The sequence below is a fragment of the Hydrogenophaga sp. genome (genome assembly GCF_051858985.1).
Classification (GTDB): domain Bacteria; phylum Pseudomonadota; class Gammaproteobacteria; order Burkholderiales; family Burkholderiaceae_C; genus Hydrogenophaga.
In genome coordinates this window covers 631824-646654 of sequence record NZ_JBHYGM010000003.1, presented here as the reverse complement: position 1 = coordinate 646654, position 14831 = coordinate 631824, and the positions used below count along the sequence as shown (strand labels likewise).

16 protein-coding genes are annotated in these 14831 nt (G+C 64.2%); 2 read left to right on the top strand and 14 right to left on the bottom strand.

Translation table 11 applies throughout. The features are described 5' to 3' along the window. Positions 1 to 77: 77 nt before the first annotated feature. A complete protein-coding gene (accD, locus tag ACTIEY_RS15510) occupies positions 78 to 956 on the top strand; it encodes an acetyl-CoA carboxylase, carboxyltransferase subunit beta (RefSeq protein ID WP_439520024.1) in 879 nt (292 codons plus the stop codon). Further along, positions 953 to 1633, top strand: a complete 681-nt coding sequence (locus ACTIEY_RS15505; RefSeq protein WP_439520023.1) for an LON peptidase substrate-binding domain-containing protein — start codon at positions 953 to 955, stop codon at positions 1631 to 1633. Before accD ends, ACTIEY_RS15505 begins: the two co-directional genes overlap by 4 nt. Positions 1634 to 1648: 15 nt before the next feature. On the opposite strand, the gene nagZ is transcribed toward ACTIEY_RS15505, so the two are convergent. The 14 genes from nagZ to ACTIEY_RS15435 form a co-directional block, all read right to left on the bottom strand. Next, a complete protein-coding gene (nagZ, locus tag ACTIEY_RS15500) occupies positions 1649 to 2734 on the bottom strand; it encodes a beta-N-acetylhexosaminidase (RefSeq protein ID WP_439520022.1) in 1086 nt (361 codons plus the stop codon). A 19-nt stretch (positions 2735 to 2753) separates the two neighbouring features. After that, a complete protein-coding gene (acpS, locus tag ACTIEY_RS15495; RefSeq protein WP_439520021.1) occupies positions 2754 to 3146 on the bottom strand; it encodes a holo-ACP synthase in 393 nt (130 codons plus the stop codon). Beyond that, positions 3143 to 3916, bottom strand: coding sequence for a pyridoxine 5'-phosphate synthase (locus ACTIEY_RS15490; RefSeq protein WP_439520020.1), 774 nt, complete (start codon positions 3914 to 3916; stop codon positions 3143 to 3145). The genes acpS and ACTIEY_RS15490 overlap by 4 nt, the downstream gene beginning before the upstream one ends. Continuing rightward, complete coding sequence (gene recO, locus ACTIEY_RS15485) at positions 3913 to 4731, bottom strand: DNA repair protein RecO (RefSeq protein WP_439520019.1); 819 nt, start codon at positions 4729 to 4731, stop codon at positions 3913 to 3915. The genes ACTIEY_RS15490 and recO overlap by 4 nt, the downstream gene beginning before the upstream one ends. 33 nt (positions 4732 to 4764) lie before the next feature. Next, the gene (gene era / locus ACTIEY_RS15480; protein WP_439520018.1) at positions 4765 to 5781 is read right to left on the bottom strand and encodes a GTPase Era; all 1017 of its coding nucleotides are present in this window, start codon (positions 5779 to 5781) and stop codon (positions 4765 to 4767) included. 4 nt (positions 5782 to 5785) lie between these two features. Then, positions 5786 to 6526, bottom strand: coding sequence for a ribonuclease III (rnc, locus tag ACTIEY_RS15475; RefSeq protein ID WP_439520017.1), 741 nt, complete (start codon positions 6524 to 6526; stop codon positions 5786 to 5788). 43 nt (positions 6527 to 6569) lie between these two features. Continuing rightward, the gene (locus ACTIEY_RS15470; RefSeq protein WP_439520016.1) at positions 6570 to 6917 is read right to left on the bottom strand and encodes a DUF4845 domain-containing protein; all 348 of its coding nucleotides are present in this window, start codon (positions 6915 to 6917) and stop codon (positions 6570 to 6572) included. A 25-nt stretch (positions 6918 to 6942) separates the two neighbouring features. After that, positions 6943 to 7908 carry a signal peptidase I gene (lepB, locus tag ACTIEY_RS15465; protein WP_439520015.1) on the bottom strand — a complete coding sequence of 322 codons (966 nt, stop codon included), beginning with the start codon at positions 7906 to 7908 and terminating at the stop codon, positions 6943 to 6945. Between the two features lie 11 nt (positions 7909 to 7919). Further along, complete coding sequence (gene lepA, locus ACTIEY_RS15460; protein WP_439520014.1) at positions 7920 to 9728, bottom strand: translation elongation factor 4; 1809 nt, start codon at positions 9726 to 9728, stop codon at positions 7920 to 7922. A 516-nt stretch (positions 9729 to 10244) separates the two neighbouring features. Continuing rightward, a complete protein-coding gene (locus ACTIEY_RS15455; RefSeq protein WP_439520013.1) occupies positions 10245 to 11756 on the bottom strand; it encodes a Do family serine endopeptidase in 1512 nt (503 codons plus the stop codon). Between the two features lie 105 nt (positions 11757 to 11861). Beyond that, entirely contained in the window at positions 11862 to 12944 is a 1083-nt protein-coding gene (locus ACTIEY_RS15450; RefSeq protein WP_439520012.1) for a MucB/RseB C-terminal domain-containing protein, read from the bottom strand. Positions 12945 to 12950: 6 nt separating this feature from the next. Beyond that, a complete protein-coding gene (locus ACTIEY_RS15445; protein ID WP_439520011.1) occupies positions 12951 to 13607 on the bottom strand; it encodes a sigma-E factor negative regulatory protein in 657 nt (218 codons plus the stop codon). A 53-nt stretch (positions 13608 to 13660) separates the two neighbouring features. Beyond that, positions 13661 to 14302: an RNA polymerase sigma factor RpoE gene (gene rpoE, locus ACTIEY_RS15440; RefSeq protein WP_439520010.1), complete on the bottom strand. Its 642-nt coding sequence runs from the start codon at positions 14300 to 14302 to the stop codon at positions 13661 to 13663. Positions 14303 to 14357: 55 nt separating this feature from the next. Further along, positions 14358 to 14822 (bottom strand): hypothetical protein, encoded by a 465-nt coding sequence (locus tag ACTIEY_RS15435; RefSeq protein WP_439520009.1) that lies wholly within the window; start codon positions 14820 to 14822, stop codon positions 14358 to 14360. Positions 14823 to 14831: the final 9 nt, after the last annotated feature.

Here is a 14831-nt window from a genome sequence, read left to right as displayed (position 1 = left end):
GCGGCCCGGCGGCTGGCCCGTTTCCGCCCCCATGCATGGTTTAATTCCGCTTCGCCTGCCTTCCGCAAGGAGAGAACATGTCCTGGCTTGAAAAACTTCTGCCCCCCAAGATCACGCCCACCGACCCCACCGAGCGCCGCAGCGTGCCCGAAGGCCTGTGGATCAAGTGCCCGAGCTGCGAGGCCGTGCTCTACAAGAACGATCTGGAAAAGAACCAGAACGTCTGTCCGCATTGCAGCCACCACCACCGGATTGGCGCGCGGGCGCGGCTCAACGCGTTCCTGGACGCGGAAGGCCGCTACGAGATTGCGCAGGAAGTGCTGCCCGTGGATGCACTGAAGTTCAAGGACAGCCGCAAGTACCCCGAGCGCCTCAAGGACGCACTGGAGACCACCGGCGAAACCGACGCACTGGTGGTGATGGGCGGCTCGGTGCTGGGCATCAGCCTCGTCACCGCGTGCTTCGAGTTCGATTTCATGGGTGGTTCGATGGGCTCGGTGGTCGGCGAACGCTTCGTGCGCGGCGTGGAAGAAGCCATTGCACAGAAAGTGCCCTTCGTTTGTTTCACCGCCACCGGCGGTGCGCGCATGCAGGAAGGTCTGCTCTCACTGATGCAGATGGCCAAGACCAACGCTTCGCTCACGCGCCTGGCCAAGAAGGGCTTGCCCTACATCAGCGTGCTGACCGATCCCACCATGGGCGGCGTGAGCGCGGGCTTTGCCTTTGTGGGTGATGTGGTGATTGCTGAGCCCAAGGCGCTGATCGGCTTTGCCGGCCCGCGCGTGATCGAGAACACCGTGCGGGTGAAACTGCCCGAAGGCTTCCAGCGTGCCGAGTTCCTGCAGACCAAGGGCGCGGTGGATTTCATCAGCGACCGGCGCGAACTGCGCGCCCACATCGCCAACCTGCTGGCGATGATGCAGCGCCAGAGCGCCGACGCGGTGGTCAACGATTGAGCGCCGAGCCCGCGAACGGGCCCCTGACGCTCCAGCAGCTTCCCCTGTTCCCGCTGCAGACCGTCCTGTTTCCGGGCGGATGGTTGCCTTTGCGCATTTTCGAGGTGCGCTACCTGGACATGATCGGGCGCTGCCACAAGGCGGGTGCGCCGTTCGGCGTGGTCTGCCTGAGTGAAGGCTCGGAGGTCCGGCGCATCGATCCGGCAGCGCCGCCGACTGGAGACGCTTTTGCCAGGGAAGTGTTTCATGCGGTGGGAACACTCGCCCGCATCGAGTCCCTGGAGCGGCCGCAGCCGGGCCTGATGGTGATCCAGTGCCGGGGCCAGCAGCGGTTTCAGATCACGCGCCGCAGCCAGCTGGCACATGGGCTCTGGGTGGCCGACGTGCAGCTCGACGAACCCGAAGCCGCTGTGCGCGTGCCCGAACACCTGCTCAGCACCCGCAACGCCTTGCAACGCCTGCTGCAGAACCTGCAGGAGCGCGATCCGCAAAGCCTGGAGCAACTGCCGCTGCGCCCGCCTTTCCACTGGGATGACAGCGGCTGGGTCGCCAACCGCTGGGCCGAGCTGCTGCCGACCCCCGCCGAACTCAAGCAGCGCCTGATGGCGCTCGACAACCCGCTGCTGCGCCTGGAGCTGGTGTCCGACCTCCTGGATCGGCTGGGCCTGGAACACTGACGCAGGCCGTGCGCCTCAGCTTGGCAACAGCGAGAGCGCCTGCATGTAGCGCGCGCTGATCATCAGCGAATCCCACGGGAGCGCCGGCGACAGGGGGAGCAGTGCGAGGCGACGTTCCTCGCTGGCGGGATCCGGCTGCCACTGCCCTTCCAGGACGGACCGCGAGAGCGCATCGATGGCCTCGTCGATCGGCGCGCCAGCCTCCACCACCGACTGGTTGCACAGCAGCACGAGATCGCAGCCCGCTTGCAGCGCCGCCAGCGCCGCCGTGGTGAAGCTCACGGCGTGGCCATCGATCTGGCGCGCTGCGGCCATGCTCAGGTCATCGCTGAAGATGGCGCCGGTGAATCCCAGCCGGCGCCGCAGCACCTCCTGCAACCAGCGTGCCGAGAAACCCGCCGGGCGCGCATCCACACGGGGGTAGATGACGTGTGCGGGCATCACGGCTTGCAGACTGGCGGACAACCACCCGTAGGGTGCTGCATCTTCGGACAGGATGGCGCCCAGGCTGCGGCGGTCGACCGGAATCGCCAGGTGCGAGTCGGCCTGCACGAAACCGTGCCCCGGAAAATGCTTGCCGCAGTGGCCCAGGCCGCTCTGCTGCAACCCGTGCATGAGGCTCTGTGCGAGCACGGAGACCATGCGCGGATCGCGCCCGAAGGAACGGTCGCCGATCACCGAGCTCTCGCTGTAATCGAGGTCGAGCACGGGCGCGAAGCTCAGGTCCACCCCGCACGCGCGCAGTTCGGCACCCAGCACATAGCCCGTGGCGGTGGCCGCGTTCATGGCCGTCAGCGCCGATGCGCCCTCACGCCGGTCGGGACGCATCCACAGCTCACCGAGCGCGGCCATGGGTGGGAGGTGGGTGAAGCCATCGGTGCGAAACCGCTGGACGCGACCGCCTTCGTGGTCCACCGCAATCAGAAGATCGGGCCGCACGGCTTTGATTTGGCGGCACAAGGCGGTGAGCTGGGCGCGGTCTTGCCAGTTGCGGCCAAACAGGATGACGCCCCCCACCAGCGGATGGGCCAACCGCTGGCGGTCGGTGGTGGTCAGGCTGTGGCCAGCGACGTCGATGACGAGAGGAGCGTGCAAGTTCATGGAGGGTGTCGGTGAATGCTCAATCTCGCTCCACCACCACGAAGCTGGCGGCGTAATCGGTCTCGTCGGTCACGGTGACGTGAGCGCGCAAGCCCTGTGCTTCAAACCAGGTCTTGAGGTCGCCATGCAGCACGATGACGGGCTTGCCGGAAGGCAGGTTGGTGATTTCGCACCGCCGCCAAGCCATGGGCATTCGCATGCCCAGGCCAATGGCTTTGGAAAACGCTTCTTTGGCGGAAAAGCGGGTGGCCAGGAAACGCAGGCCCCTTTGCGCGTTGCGTTCGCTGCGTCGGCGCCACACCAGCATCTCGGCTTCAGACAACACCTTCTGGGCGAAACGTTCTCCCTGACGCCCGAGGGTCGCTTCGAGTCGGCGGATGTCGCAGATGTCGGTGCCGATCCCGTAGTTCATCTGGCGAACGCTTCGTCAATGCAGCGGTTGTAGGAAGCGACGGTCGCGGCATAGCCCATCTCCAGGGCATCCGCTATCAGCGCGTGGCCAATGGAGACCTCGCTCACGCCTGGCACTGTGCGAAGAAAGGCCGTGAGGTTGTCTCGGTTGAGATCGTGTCCGGCGTTGACGCCCAGACCTGCATCCAGCGCGGCCTGCGCGGCTGCGCGGAAGCGCTCCAGTTGCGTGACACGCTGCGGGGTGCCCCAGGCCGCGGCATACGGCTCCGTGTAGAGCTCCACGCGGTCGGCGCCCGCCGCCTTCGCACCGGCCATCTGGCCGGGTTCTGCGTCCATGAACAGGCTCACTCGGGCACCCAGAGACCTGGCTTCGTCGATCAGGGGGCGCAGGCGCTCTGCATCCGCTGGAAAGTTCCAGCCATGGTCGCTGGTGAACTGGCCCTCGCTGTCGGGCACGAAGGTCACCTGGTGGGGTCGCACCGCGCTCACAAAACCCATGAGGTTGTGAAAGGGGTTGCCTTCAATGTTGAATTCGCGATCCGGCCAATCCTTGAGCAGGGCGGCCAGGTCGTGGACATCGTGCGCACGAATGTGGCGCTCATCGGGGCGCGGATGCACGGTGATGCCGCGGGCGCCCGCCCGGAGGCACTGCGCGGCTGCAAGCGTGACCGAAGGAATGCCCAGGTGCCGCGTATTGCGCACGAGCGCCACCTTGTTGAGGTTCACCGACAAGGCGGTGGGGCGAGGCAGGGAGTTGGGAGCCACGGTCATGGGACGGTCACGCTGGAGTTCGGATCGGAAGAGAGATCGCCATCCAGGTCGTCTGGCTGCGGCCGTCGGGTCATGGCCTGCACATCGAGCAGGAGCTGGCGGGTCTTGAAAACGCGCACACCGCAATGGTAGTGCAGCAGGTTGCGCAGAGGCAGACGGATCGCCTGCAGGCAGGAAGCACAGGCGCGCAGCGTGGGCACGAACGGCGCCGGCTCGTCCATGGCCGATTGCAGTTCCAGCCACTGAACGCCGGTGAGCGCCTGTTCGTCATCGTCCTGTGCGGCGCTCAGCCCGCTCTCAGGCAGCAACACGTAGCGGCGTTGCGGATCGATTCCGACCAGCGTGCTGCCTTCCTGCGAGAGATCGGGCAGCAGCCCCACATCTCGCAACAGCAAGCATTCGAACGCTCGCAGGATGAGCTGCTGGGCATCGCTTTTCTCGGCCAGCAACTGCACGGCGATGGTGAAATGATCGAACAGGCGCTCATGGGCATCGTCGCGCGCGAGCAGGCGCATCAGCAATTCATTGAGATAGCTGCCCGAGACCAATGCCTCGCCCGTGGGCATGACGTGCCCGCCCTGCCACTGCGCGGCCTTGAGGGTACGCACCTCGGCGTCCCCGGTCCAGGACACATGCAGTGGCTGCAAAGGCAGCAACACCGGTCGGAACTGCGAACTGGGGCGTTTCACGCCCTTGGCCACCAGCGCAATGCGCCCGTGGTGGCGGGTGAAGACCTCGAGCACCAGGCTGGTTTCGCTCCAGTCGTAGCGATGCAGCACGAAAGCGGGTTCGTCGGTGAAACGTTTCAGGGCCATGCGGCCTGACCTCGTGCGTCCAAGGGACCGGCGTTATTCGTATCCGAACGACCGCACCCGCGCGTCGTCGTCCGCCCAACCGGACCGCACTTTCACCCACAACTCCAGGAACACCTTGCAATCCCAGAGTTTCTCGAGCTCCTGCCGGGCCTCGGTGCCAATGCGCTTGAGCTTCTCGCCCCCTTCGCCAATGACCATTCCCTTGTGCCCCTCGCGCTCCACCACGATGGTGGCAGCGATGCGCTTGAGTGCGCCTTCCTCCTCGAACTTGTCGATCACCACAGTGGAGGTGTAGGGCAGTTCATCGCCCGTTAGGCGGAAAAGCTTCTCGCGCACCATCTCGCTGGCCATGAATCGCTCGCTGCGGTCGGTCAGCTCGTCGGGGTCGTGCATCCACGGCTGCTGCGGCAGGTATTTTTCGCAGATGGTGAACAGGCGCTGGATGTCCTTCACCGTCTTGGCCGACATGGGCACGAACTCGGCGAAAGGATGGCGTTCCTGCATGGACCTCAGCCAGGGTGCCAGATCCGCGCGGCGATGCACCAGGTCGAACTTGTTGGCCAGCAACACCACCGGCACATTGGCCGGCAGCAGCGACAGCACCTTGGCATCGGCCAGATTGAAGTGCCCCGCCTCCACGACAAACAGGATCAGGTCCACATCGCTCACCGCACCCAGCACGGTCTTGTTCAAGGCGCGATTGAGCGCATTGCCATGGCGGGTCTGGAAGCCCGGCGTGTCCACGAACACAAATTGCGTGGGCCCGACCGTGCGCATGCCCGTGATGCGGTGCCGTGTGGTCTGGGCCTTGCGCGACGTGATGCTGACCTTCTGCCCCACGAGCGCGTTCAGCAACGTCGATTTGCCGACGTTGGGCTTGCCGACGATGGCCACGTAACCGCAGCGCTGCTCGGCCGGATCCACGGGTTCCGGGGCCTCCTCGGCCACGGGCGGGTCTGTGGGGACCAGGGAAGACTCCTTGCCCAGCGCCCGTGCCAGCATGGCATCGAGCTCGGGGTTGGAGGGCGGTTGGGCAGGAGCAGCGGTCATGGAATCAGGAAGACTGGGCAGCGCGGGTGACCACGGGGGCCTCGGAGGCAATGGCCGAGGCCGGTGCCGCCGCAGCGAGGAGGTGTTGCAGCATGGCGGCCGCGGCCGCCTGCTCGCCGGCGCGCCTGGAAGCTCCGATGCCGCGCTCGCAATGACCGGTCTCGGTCACCGTGCACTCCACATCAAAGGTTTGCTGGTGCGCCTCGCCCAGCGTGGCGACCACGCGATAGACAGGCAACTTCATTCTGCGCGCCTGCAGCCACTCCTGCAATTCGGTCTTGGGGTCCTTGCCCATCGCGCTCATCTGGGCATTGAGTTCGATGCCGCCGTAGAGCCGTTGCACCACCGCAGCAGCGGCTTCGAAACCGGCGTCCAGGTAGACCGCGCCGATCACTGCCTCCAGCGCATCCGCCAGGATGGATGGCCGCTTGTGCCCACCCGAGCGCTTTTCGCCGTCGCCCAGTCGCAAACCTGCGGAAATCCCGAGCCCCGTGGCGATCTGAGCCAGCGTGTCCTGCTTGACCAGGTTGGCCCGCACGCGGGAGAGATCGCCCTCGGGCAGCTGATTGAGCTTCTCGAACAGCAGCCCGGAGACAGCCAGGCTGAGCACGGAATCGCCCAGGAATTCCAGCCGTTCGTTGTGATCGGCGGTGAAGCTGCGGTGGGTGAGTGCGCGCTCGAGCAGGCGCGGGTTGGCGAACTGGTGTTGCAGGCGCTTTTGCAGCGCCACAAGCTCCGGGCTCAAGGAGCGGAGCGCCCGCCAGGACGCTTCCAGTCCGCAGCAACCGTCATTTGGAACGACCCTCGTACTTCATCACGAGGTGTGCCGGACCCGCGAGGTGAATCTCGCGCAGGTAGGCAAAGGACACCACCACCCGATCACCTTCCTTGCCGACCGTGAGGTCCTTGCCGGTGATCGTCCGGATGTCGTCGATCTGGGCAGCGCGGTCGAACGTGCTGCGCACTTCGGCCACTGTGGTGCCGGCAGCGGCCTTGTCTACCGCCTTCTGAACTGCCATGTATTCAATATAGGTAGGCGCCACCTGAGCCAGGATGACGCCGGTGTAGGCCAGCAGCACACCCACGATGAGCAGGCCGACGAAGGTCAGTCCCTGTTGTTGACGTTTCAATGCCATGACTTCATTCTCCTGAGGCTTGCTGTCACTCGAACGACCCGATGCGGCCGAGATCCCCGAAGTTCATCCAGACGAAAAAGGCCTTGCCTACGATATTCGCTTCGGGCACAAACCCCCAATACCGTGAGTCGAGTGAATTGTCCCGATTGTCGCCCATCATGAAATAGTGGCCTGCCGGAACCTTGCAGGTAACACCTTCCACGGAGTAGCGGCACTGGTCCAGGAATGGAAAGTCGGTGGACCGGTTGATGAACGCGGCGCGGTCCTCGTCGTTGAGCGTGTTGTACTGCCGTTGTCCCAGTGTCTCGCGGAACTGGCGCGAGTAGCGCATGCTGTCGCTGTCGAAGAACTCGGGCTGGGCTGCGCGCGGCACGGGCTGGCCGTTCACGCTGAGCTGCTTGTTGATGTAGGCCACCTCGTCACCAGGCACTCCAATCACCCGCTTGATGTAGTCCAGGCTCGGTTGCGGGGGATAGCGGAACACCATCACGTCGCCGCGCTGAGGCTCGTTGTTGGCCAGCAACTTCGTGTTGAACACCGGGAGACGCAAGCCATAGTGGAATTTGTTCACCAGGATCAGGTCGCCCACGCGCAGGGTCGGGATCATGGAACCCGAAGGAATCTTGAAGGGTTCGAACAGGAAGGATCGCAGCACGAAGACGGCCAGGATCACCGGGAAAAGACCGGCGGTCCAGTCCAGCCACCAGGGCTGCATCAGCAGCTTCTGGCGCGCGCCGTCCACGTCGCCCTCGATCTGGCTGAAACCCTGCTTGAGCAAGGCTTCCTTCCGGGTGTTGTGCTCGTCCTGCAACCGCTTGGCGGCGCGGCGGCGCTGCGGCAGAAAGATGGCCCGCTCGGCAAGCCAGTACACGCCGGTCACCACCGTGGCCATCATCAGCAGCACGGCAAAGTTGCCCTCCACCACGCCGGAATACCAGGCCACCGCATAGGCGCCAAAGGCCGCCAGGATCACCGCGGTGATCGTCCCCATGAGCGCCTGCATCAGTCTTGCACCTGCAATATGGCGAGGAAAGCCTCCTGGGGCACCTCGACCGAGCCGATCTGTTTCATGCGCTTCTTGCCTGCTTTCTGTTTTTCGAGGAGTTTGCGTTTTCGGGTGATGTCGCCGCCGTAGCATTTTGCCAGCACGTTCTTGCGCAGCGCCTTGATGGTTTCGCGCGCGATCACGTTGCCGCCGATGGCCGCCTGGATGGCCACGTCGAACATCTGCCGGCTGATGATCTCACGCATCTTCGCGGCCACCGCCCGGCCCCGGTACTGCGACTGGGTGCGGTGCACGATGATGGACAACGCATCCACTTTTTCCCCGTTGAGCAGGATGTCGACCTTCACGACGTCGGAGGCGCGGTATTCCTTGAACTCATAGTCCATCGAGGCGTAGCCGCGACTGACCGACTTGAGCTTGTCGAAGAAGTCGAGCACGATTTCTCCCAGCGGCATGTCGTAGGTCAGCATGACCTGCTTGCCGTGGTAGGCCATGTTCAGTTGCATGCCGCGTTTCTGGTTGGCCAACGTCATGACCGCGCCCACGTACTCCTGCGGCATGTACAGGTGCACGGTGACGATCGGCTCGCGGATCTCTTCGATGCGGCCCTGGTCGGGCATCTTGGATGGGTTCTCCACCATGATCACCTCGCCATCGGGCTTGACCACCTGGTAGACCACGCTGGGCGCGGTGGTGATCAGGTCCTGATCGAACTCGCGCTCCAGGCGTTCCTGCACGATCTCCATGTGCAGGAGACCGAGGAAGCCGCAGCGAAAGCCAAAACCCAGTGCCTGAGACACCTCGGGTTCGTAGTGCAATGAGGCGTCGTTGAGCTTGAGCTTTTCCAGCGCGTCACGCAGTGCGTCGTACTGGTTTGCCTCGGTCGGATACAGGCCGGCGAACACTTGCGGCTGCACCTCTTTGAAACCTGGCAGGGCCTCGGTGGCGGGCCCCGCATTGTTGGGCAGCTTTTTCTCCAGCGTGATGGTGTCACCCACCTTGGCAGCCTGGAGCTCCTTGATGCCGGCAATGATGTAGCCCACCTCACCCGCGTTCAGGGCTTCCCGGGGTTCGTTGGCGGGCGTGAACACGCCCAGGCTGTCGGCGTTGTAGACGGTGTTGGTGGCCATCATCTTGAAACGCTCGCCCTTGAGCAGACGTCCGTCGACCACGCGCACCAGCATCACCACGCCCACATAGGCGTCGTACCAGCTGTCCACGATCATCGCGCGCAACGGGGCGTCGGGTTTGCCTTTGGGCGCGGGGATGCGGGCCACCACGGCCTCCAGGATCTCCTCGACCCCCATACCGGTCTTGGCCGAACAAGGAATTGCCTCGCTGGCGTCAATGCCGATGACGTCCTCGATCTCGCTCTTGGCGTTCTCAGGGTCGGCGTTGGGCAGGTCCATCTTGTTCAGCACGGGGACCACCTCCACGCCGAGGTCGAGCGCGGTGTAGCAGTTCGCCACGGTCTGGGCTTCGACGCCCTGGCTGGCGTCCACCACGAGCAGCGCGCCTTCGCAAGCGGAGAGGGAGCGCGAGACCTCGTAGGAGAAGTCGACATGCCCGGGCGTGTCGATGAGATTGAGGTTGTAGACCTGACCGTCACGCGCCTTGTATTTGAGCGCAGCGGTCTGTGCCTTGATGGTGATGCCGCGCTCTTTTTCGATGTCCATCGAGTCGAGCACCTGCTCGCTCATCTCTCGATCGGAGAGGCCGCCGCACAGGGAGATGATCCGATCGGCCAGCGTCGACTTGCCATGATCGATGTGGGCGATGATCGAGAAATTGCGGATGTGATTCATCAGGAAAAACGGCTCGGACACGACAGAAACCGCGGGCTCCGGCAGGAACAAGCGGCCATAAAAAACGGGCGCGTCAGCTGCTGACGCGCCCGTAACCAACAATCAATGGCAACTGCGATAGTTGGGGTTTCATTGTAGGCAAAAAGCCCGGAAAGCAAACCACCGACCCCGCACGAAAGCCTTGTTGCAGCGCAGCAACAGCCAAGTTATACACAGATCATCCACATCAAAAGTGGAAGCCTTGTGGGGCGGCTGTGGATGACCTGGGGGCTTCCTGAGACACTCCCACATCGTGGATCGACGCGGCACATGGGCACAGGAATACGTTCAGAACAAGCGGCATTTTAGCGAAATCGGTCAAGAGCGGCTTGAGGTTTGTTAGTGATCACAAACTTGCTTGGTTCAGCCCGCGCAAAAGGCTGAGGAAAACCCCGTGTGGCAAAACGACCAACGCCAAAAAAAACCCCCCAAATCCCAATCGGGTCCGGGGGTTATTGGCGCCTCTGCACGAGACGTTCAACGCTGAGGACGGATCACCGCGTACTGCGCCCACTCGCCGCGACGGAACAGCACGTTGATGGGCTTGGTCTTGTCGGTCTTGCCCATGGCAGCTTCCAGATCCTTGACCGTCGCCGTCTCCGTGTTCGCGATGGCGATGATCACGTCGCCCTCGCGAAGTCCAGCGCGTGCGGCAGCGCCTTCGGCCGAGGCAATCCGAACGCCGCCCTTGAGATTGAGTTCTTTCTTCTCGGCCGCGGTGAGATCGGCCAGGCTGAGGCCCAGTGCCTGGAGTGCATTGCTCGACTGCGGCTTGCTGGGCTCGGGCGCGGCGGCTCGCACTTCCGGCTTCTCGGGCTCGAGTTCGGCCACGGTGATGGACAACTCGCGCTGACTGCCGCGGCGAAAGACCGTCATGGCGCTCTTGCTGCCGGGTTTGGTGTTGCCCACCAGACGCGGCAGATCGACCGATTTGTCGATCTCCTTGCCATCGAACTTCAGAATGATGTCCCCAGGCTCGACCCCTGCCTTGGCGGCGGGTGAATTGGGCTCGACACCTCGCACCAGCGCCCCCTTGGGTTGACCCAAACCGATCGATTCCGCCACTTCCTTGCTGACCTGGTCGATCTGCACGCCAATGCGCCCACGCGTCACGCGGCCGGTGGCCCTGAGCTGGTCGGAAACGCGCACCGCCTCGTCGATCGGGATGGCGAACGAAATGCCCTGGAAGCCGCCGGAGCGCGAGTAGATCTGGCTGTTGATGCCGACCACTTCGCCACGCATGTTGATCAGCGGCCCGCCCGAATTGCCGGGGTTGATGGCAACGTCGGTCTGGATGAAAGGCAGGAAATCACCGGTGTCCCGCTGCTTTGCACTGACGATGCCCGCGGTGACGGTGTTCTCCAGGCCGAACGGCGAGCCGATGGCCATCACCCACTCTCCCACGCGCAGCCGGTTCAGATCGCCGATCTTCACGGCGGTCAGACCGGTTGTCTCGATCTTGACCACCGCCACATCGGTGCGCTTGTCAGCGCCCACGATCTTGGCCTTGAATTCGCGCTTGTCGGGCAAGGTGACGATCACCTCATCGGCGCCATCCACCACGTGGGCGTTGGTCATGATCAGGCCGTCGGCGCTCAGGATGAAGCCAGAGCCCACGCCGCGCGGCTGCGCTTCTTCAGGAGGACCGCCCCGATCGGGGCGAGGCGTGCGCGGCGTCATGCCGGGCGGAATCGGGATGCCGAAGCGCCGAAAGAACTCGAGCATCTGCTCATCGGGCCCCGTGCCAGAGCCGCTGTTCGCGCTGGCCCGCTCCAGTGTGCGGATGTTGACCACCGACGGGCCAACCTGGTCGACGAGGTCGGTGAAGTCGGGGAGGCCCCGCACGCTGCCAGCAGGTGGAACCGTGGGCACGACCGCGGCCTGAGCCGCCGCCGGCAGGGGTGTGGCCAGCAGCGTGGCACCTCCGACGGCCAGCACCGCTGCGGCCACCAGAGAAAGCACCGTGGGTTGAGGGGCAAATCGCGTCATGTGGATCCTTTGATGCTCAAACATTGAATGAATGGGACGAAGCCGGAACACTGGGATTTGCTCAAATGGCGGCACCGGTGCGCCCTGCAAGTGCAGCGACGCCGGTCAGCGGGTTCGCTCGAGCGCCAGGGCAAATCGGCGCAGCGTCTGTTCGGGCACCTCACCCAGCACGGTGAGCCAGTGCTCGCCCATCCGCCTGCTGACGGAGTGGGTCGCACCCACGACGGCCGAGGATTCCTGGACGTGACGCTGGGGATCAAACGGCTCGACAAACAGGGAGACGGAAGCGAGGCCATCGGAAAACACCCATTGCATGGGCGCCGTTCCCGGCGCCTGGGTACTTCCGGTGTCCCGGGTATGGCAACTCATCGCGCTGAAGCCCGGCACCGCTTCCTTGAGGCGCCAGCCCTCGGCCTCGGGCGTTGTCTTCTTCAGCGCAGGCTTGTGCACCTCATAGCCGCGCGTGTCCTTCATCAGCTTCTTGAGCTTGTCCATGCTGACCGGCGCATCCAGCTGCAGTTCCGAAAACGCCATCTGCTCAAGCACGCCGCCTTGCTGGCCGAGGGTCTGGAGCTTGACGACCAGTCCGGACTGTTGCTCAGACCAGATGCGGTAGCCAAACCGCAATTCGTCGCGCGGCAGGATCTCGACCATGTCGGCCAGATGTCCGGCGACACGCTGCACGCCGACTTCCCGGGCCTGGTAGAACTGCGGAATCAGGTTCTGGGGCGTGCGCAGCAACTCGGGAAACATGCCCAGGGAATCCCGTTTCTCCACGAGCGCGGTCTTGGCCTCCGGCACAAAGGTGATCACATCGTTGTTGCGCCGGATGGTGGTGCGAGGCGTGCCTGTGAGCGTGTCGATCCGCTCCATCTGCTGGTTGCCGTCGCACACATGCCAGATCTTGGAAGCCGACATGGAAGAACCGGCCGAAACCACCAGCGTGCCGATGTAGGCGCGCTGACGAGAACCTTCGTGCATGCGCGTGAGCCACTCATTGACGCTGCGCGTAGCGGCCTGGCTCGTTGTAGACCCCTGCGCGTATGCGGGCACCGCCAGACCGGAGGTGAGCGCCAGCAATGCAACTGCACCCCAACGGCGTAGGCCTGGCCACACCGGCTCTTGCGAAGCAAGAGAGTGAGCGGTCTCACAGGTATGCACGGGCGACAAGGGCAAGGCAAACGTCATGGTGGTTCAACGATCTGAGGCTTCGTAAGTGGCGCCCCGGATGAAGCCGGTGGGCATCTGCAGCGCCGACATCCCGCCATGCTGCCGGTGCTCCGCCAGCAACTCCTCGAGTCGTGCATCGCGGATCACGACACCTTGCCCCGTGTTCACCACCACTTCGGTGGATGTGGGGGCACGCGGCGCCACACCGGCCACAGGTACCACGGCCGAAGAGCCGGCCGGCGCAGGGGTGGCGACCGCCAGTTGCGGCCCGGTAGAACCACCCGCATCCTGAGGCGCGCCGCCAATGAGATTCCAGCTCACGGCCATGACGGCAGCAAGAGAGGCGAAACCAGCCACCATCTTCCAGCGAAAGACGGCATCGTTGGCCGCCGCAGCTGGGCCCGCCTCGAGGCGGGTCACGACGGGATGGACAGGCCTCGACGCGCTCTCGACCTTCAACCGCTCACGCACGCCGGCCAGAAAATCACCCGGCGCCTGAGCCGCCACCACCGTGCCAGCGCCACGCAGCACGTCCCCAATCGTCTGGTAGGCATGCCAGTCCCGCATGTTCTGCGGGTCCGACGCCAGCTGCGCCAACACGCCATCCAGGGCGGTCGCGTCCAGCTCGCCATCCGCCAGCGCGGACAGCGATTCCTGCGGGTTCGAGGGGTTCGAATTCATTTCTGCGGCATTCATGATGGACATCCCAATTTCGCGGGGCAAAAGCCATTGCCCTACCAGCGCTTACCTGTCTGGCGCTCCAGCATCGGCTTGATGCGCCCTGAAATCGCCTCGCGGGCCCTGAAGATCCGGGAACGCACGGTTCCAATCGGACACTCCAGCGCTGTGGCGATTTCTTCGTAGCTCAGGCCCTCGATCTCTCGCAGGGTGATCGCCATGCGCAGCTCTTCGGGCAGCGCCTCCATGGCGGCATTGACCGCCTGGGCGATTTCCTTGCTGGCCAGCACCGCCTCGGGCGTCTCGGTATCGGCCACACCTGAATTTAGTTCGCGTTCCGGCGCGGAAGTTTCATCGTCATCCGCCGATTTCATCTGAGACTGGAAGACCAGCGGGTCGCGCTTGAGTTCCATCAGTTGTTTCTTGGCCGTATTGACCGCAATGCGGTAGAGCCAGGTATAGAACTGTGCGTCACCCCTGAACTGGGCCAGGGCGCGATAGGCGCGGATGAAGGTTTCCTGCGCGATGTCCTGGACCAGATCGCTGTCGCGCACCATGCGACCAATGAGGCGTTCGACACGGCGCTGGTACTTGACGACCAGCATCTCGAAGGCCTTCTGCTCTCCGGCCAGCGTGCGCTGCACCAGCATGACATCGCTGTCCGGCGGCGGTGGAGCGGTGTGGTCTTCGAGTGTCATGGGCGCGAAAATATAACCCAAGCGCCCTGCGCCAACGGGCTTGCGGGGCAAGCCTTCAGGCGCCGGACGAATGAAGTGCGCGCCGAAGATCGTCCCAGCGCGCAGGATCGCGCCACCTTTCGACCCAGATCCAGCGACCCTGGCGCCAGGTGCCCGGAAGCCGCAGCAGGACCTGTGTCTGCAGATCCAGTGCCACTTCGACAGAGTTCAGGCGGGTCGCGTCCGTGCTCGCCACATCCCACCAACGCCAGGCACCACGTGCATCGTCGGGCAGCAGCGTCGCAGAGGATGCCTGCGCGTCCCACTCCAGCCGTCCTTCGGGCGATTGGCGCCAATACCGCACCGACCAGAAGCCCCAGACCAACCAGAATGCCGATCCCAGCCCTGACCAGAAGCGCTGGATCGAGGGCGGGTCGTTCGCCGCTACCGCCCACCACCAGGAGATCAACCCAAGCGCGGTGCACGCCTGGAACCACAGCAGGACGGCAAAAAAGCGGCAACGCCCCACCGGGTAGTTCACCGATGGGGC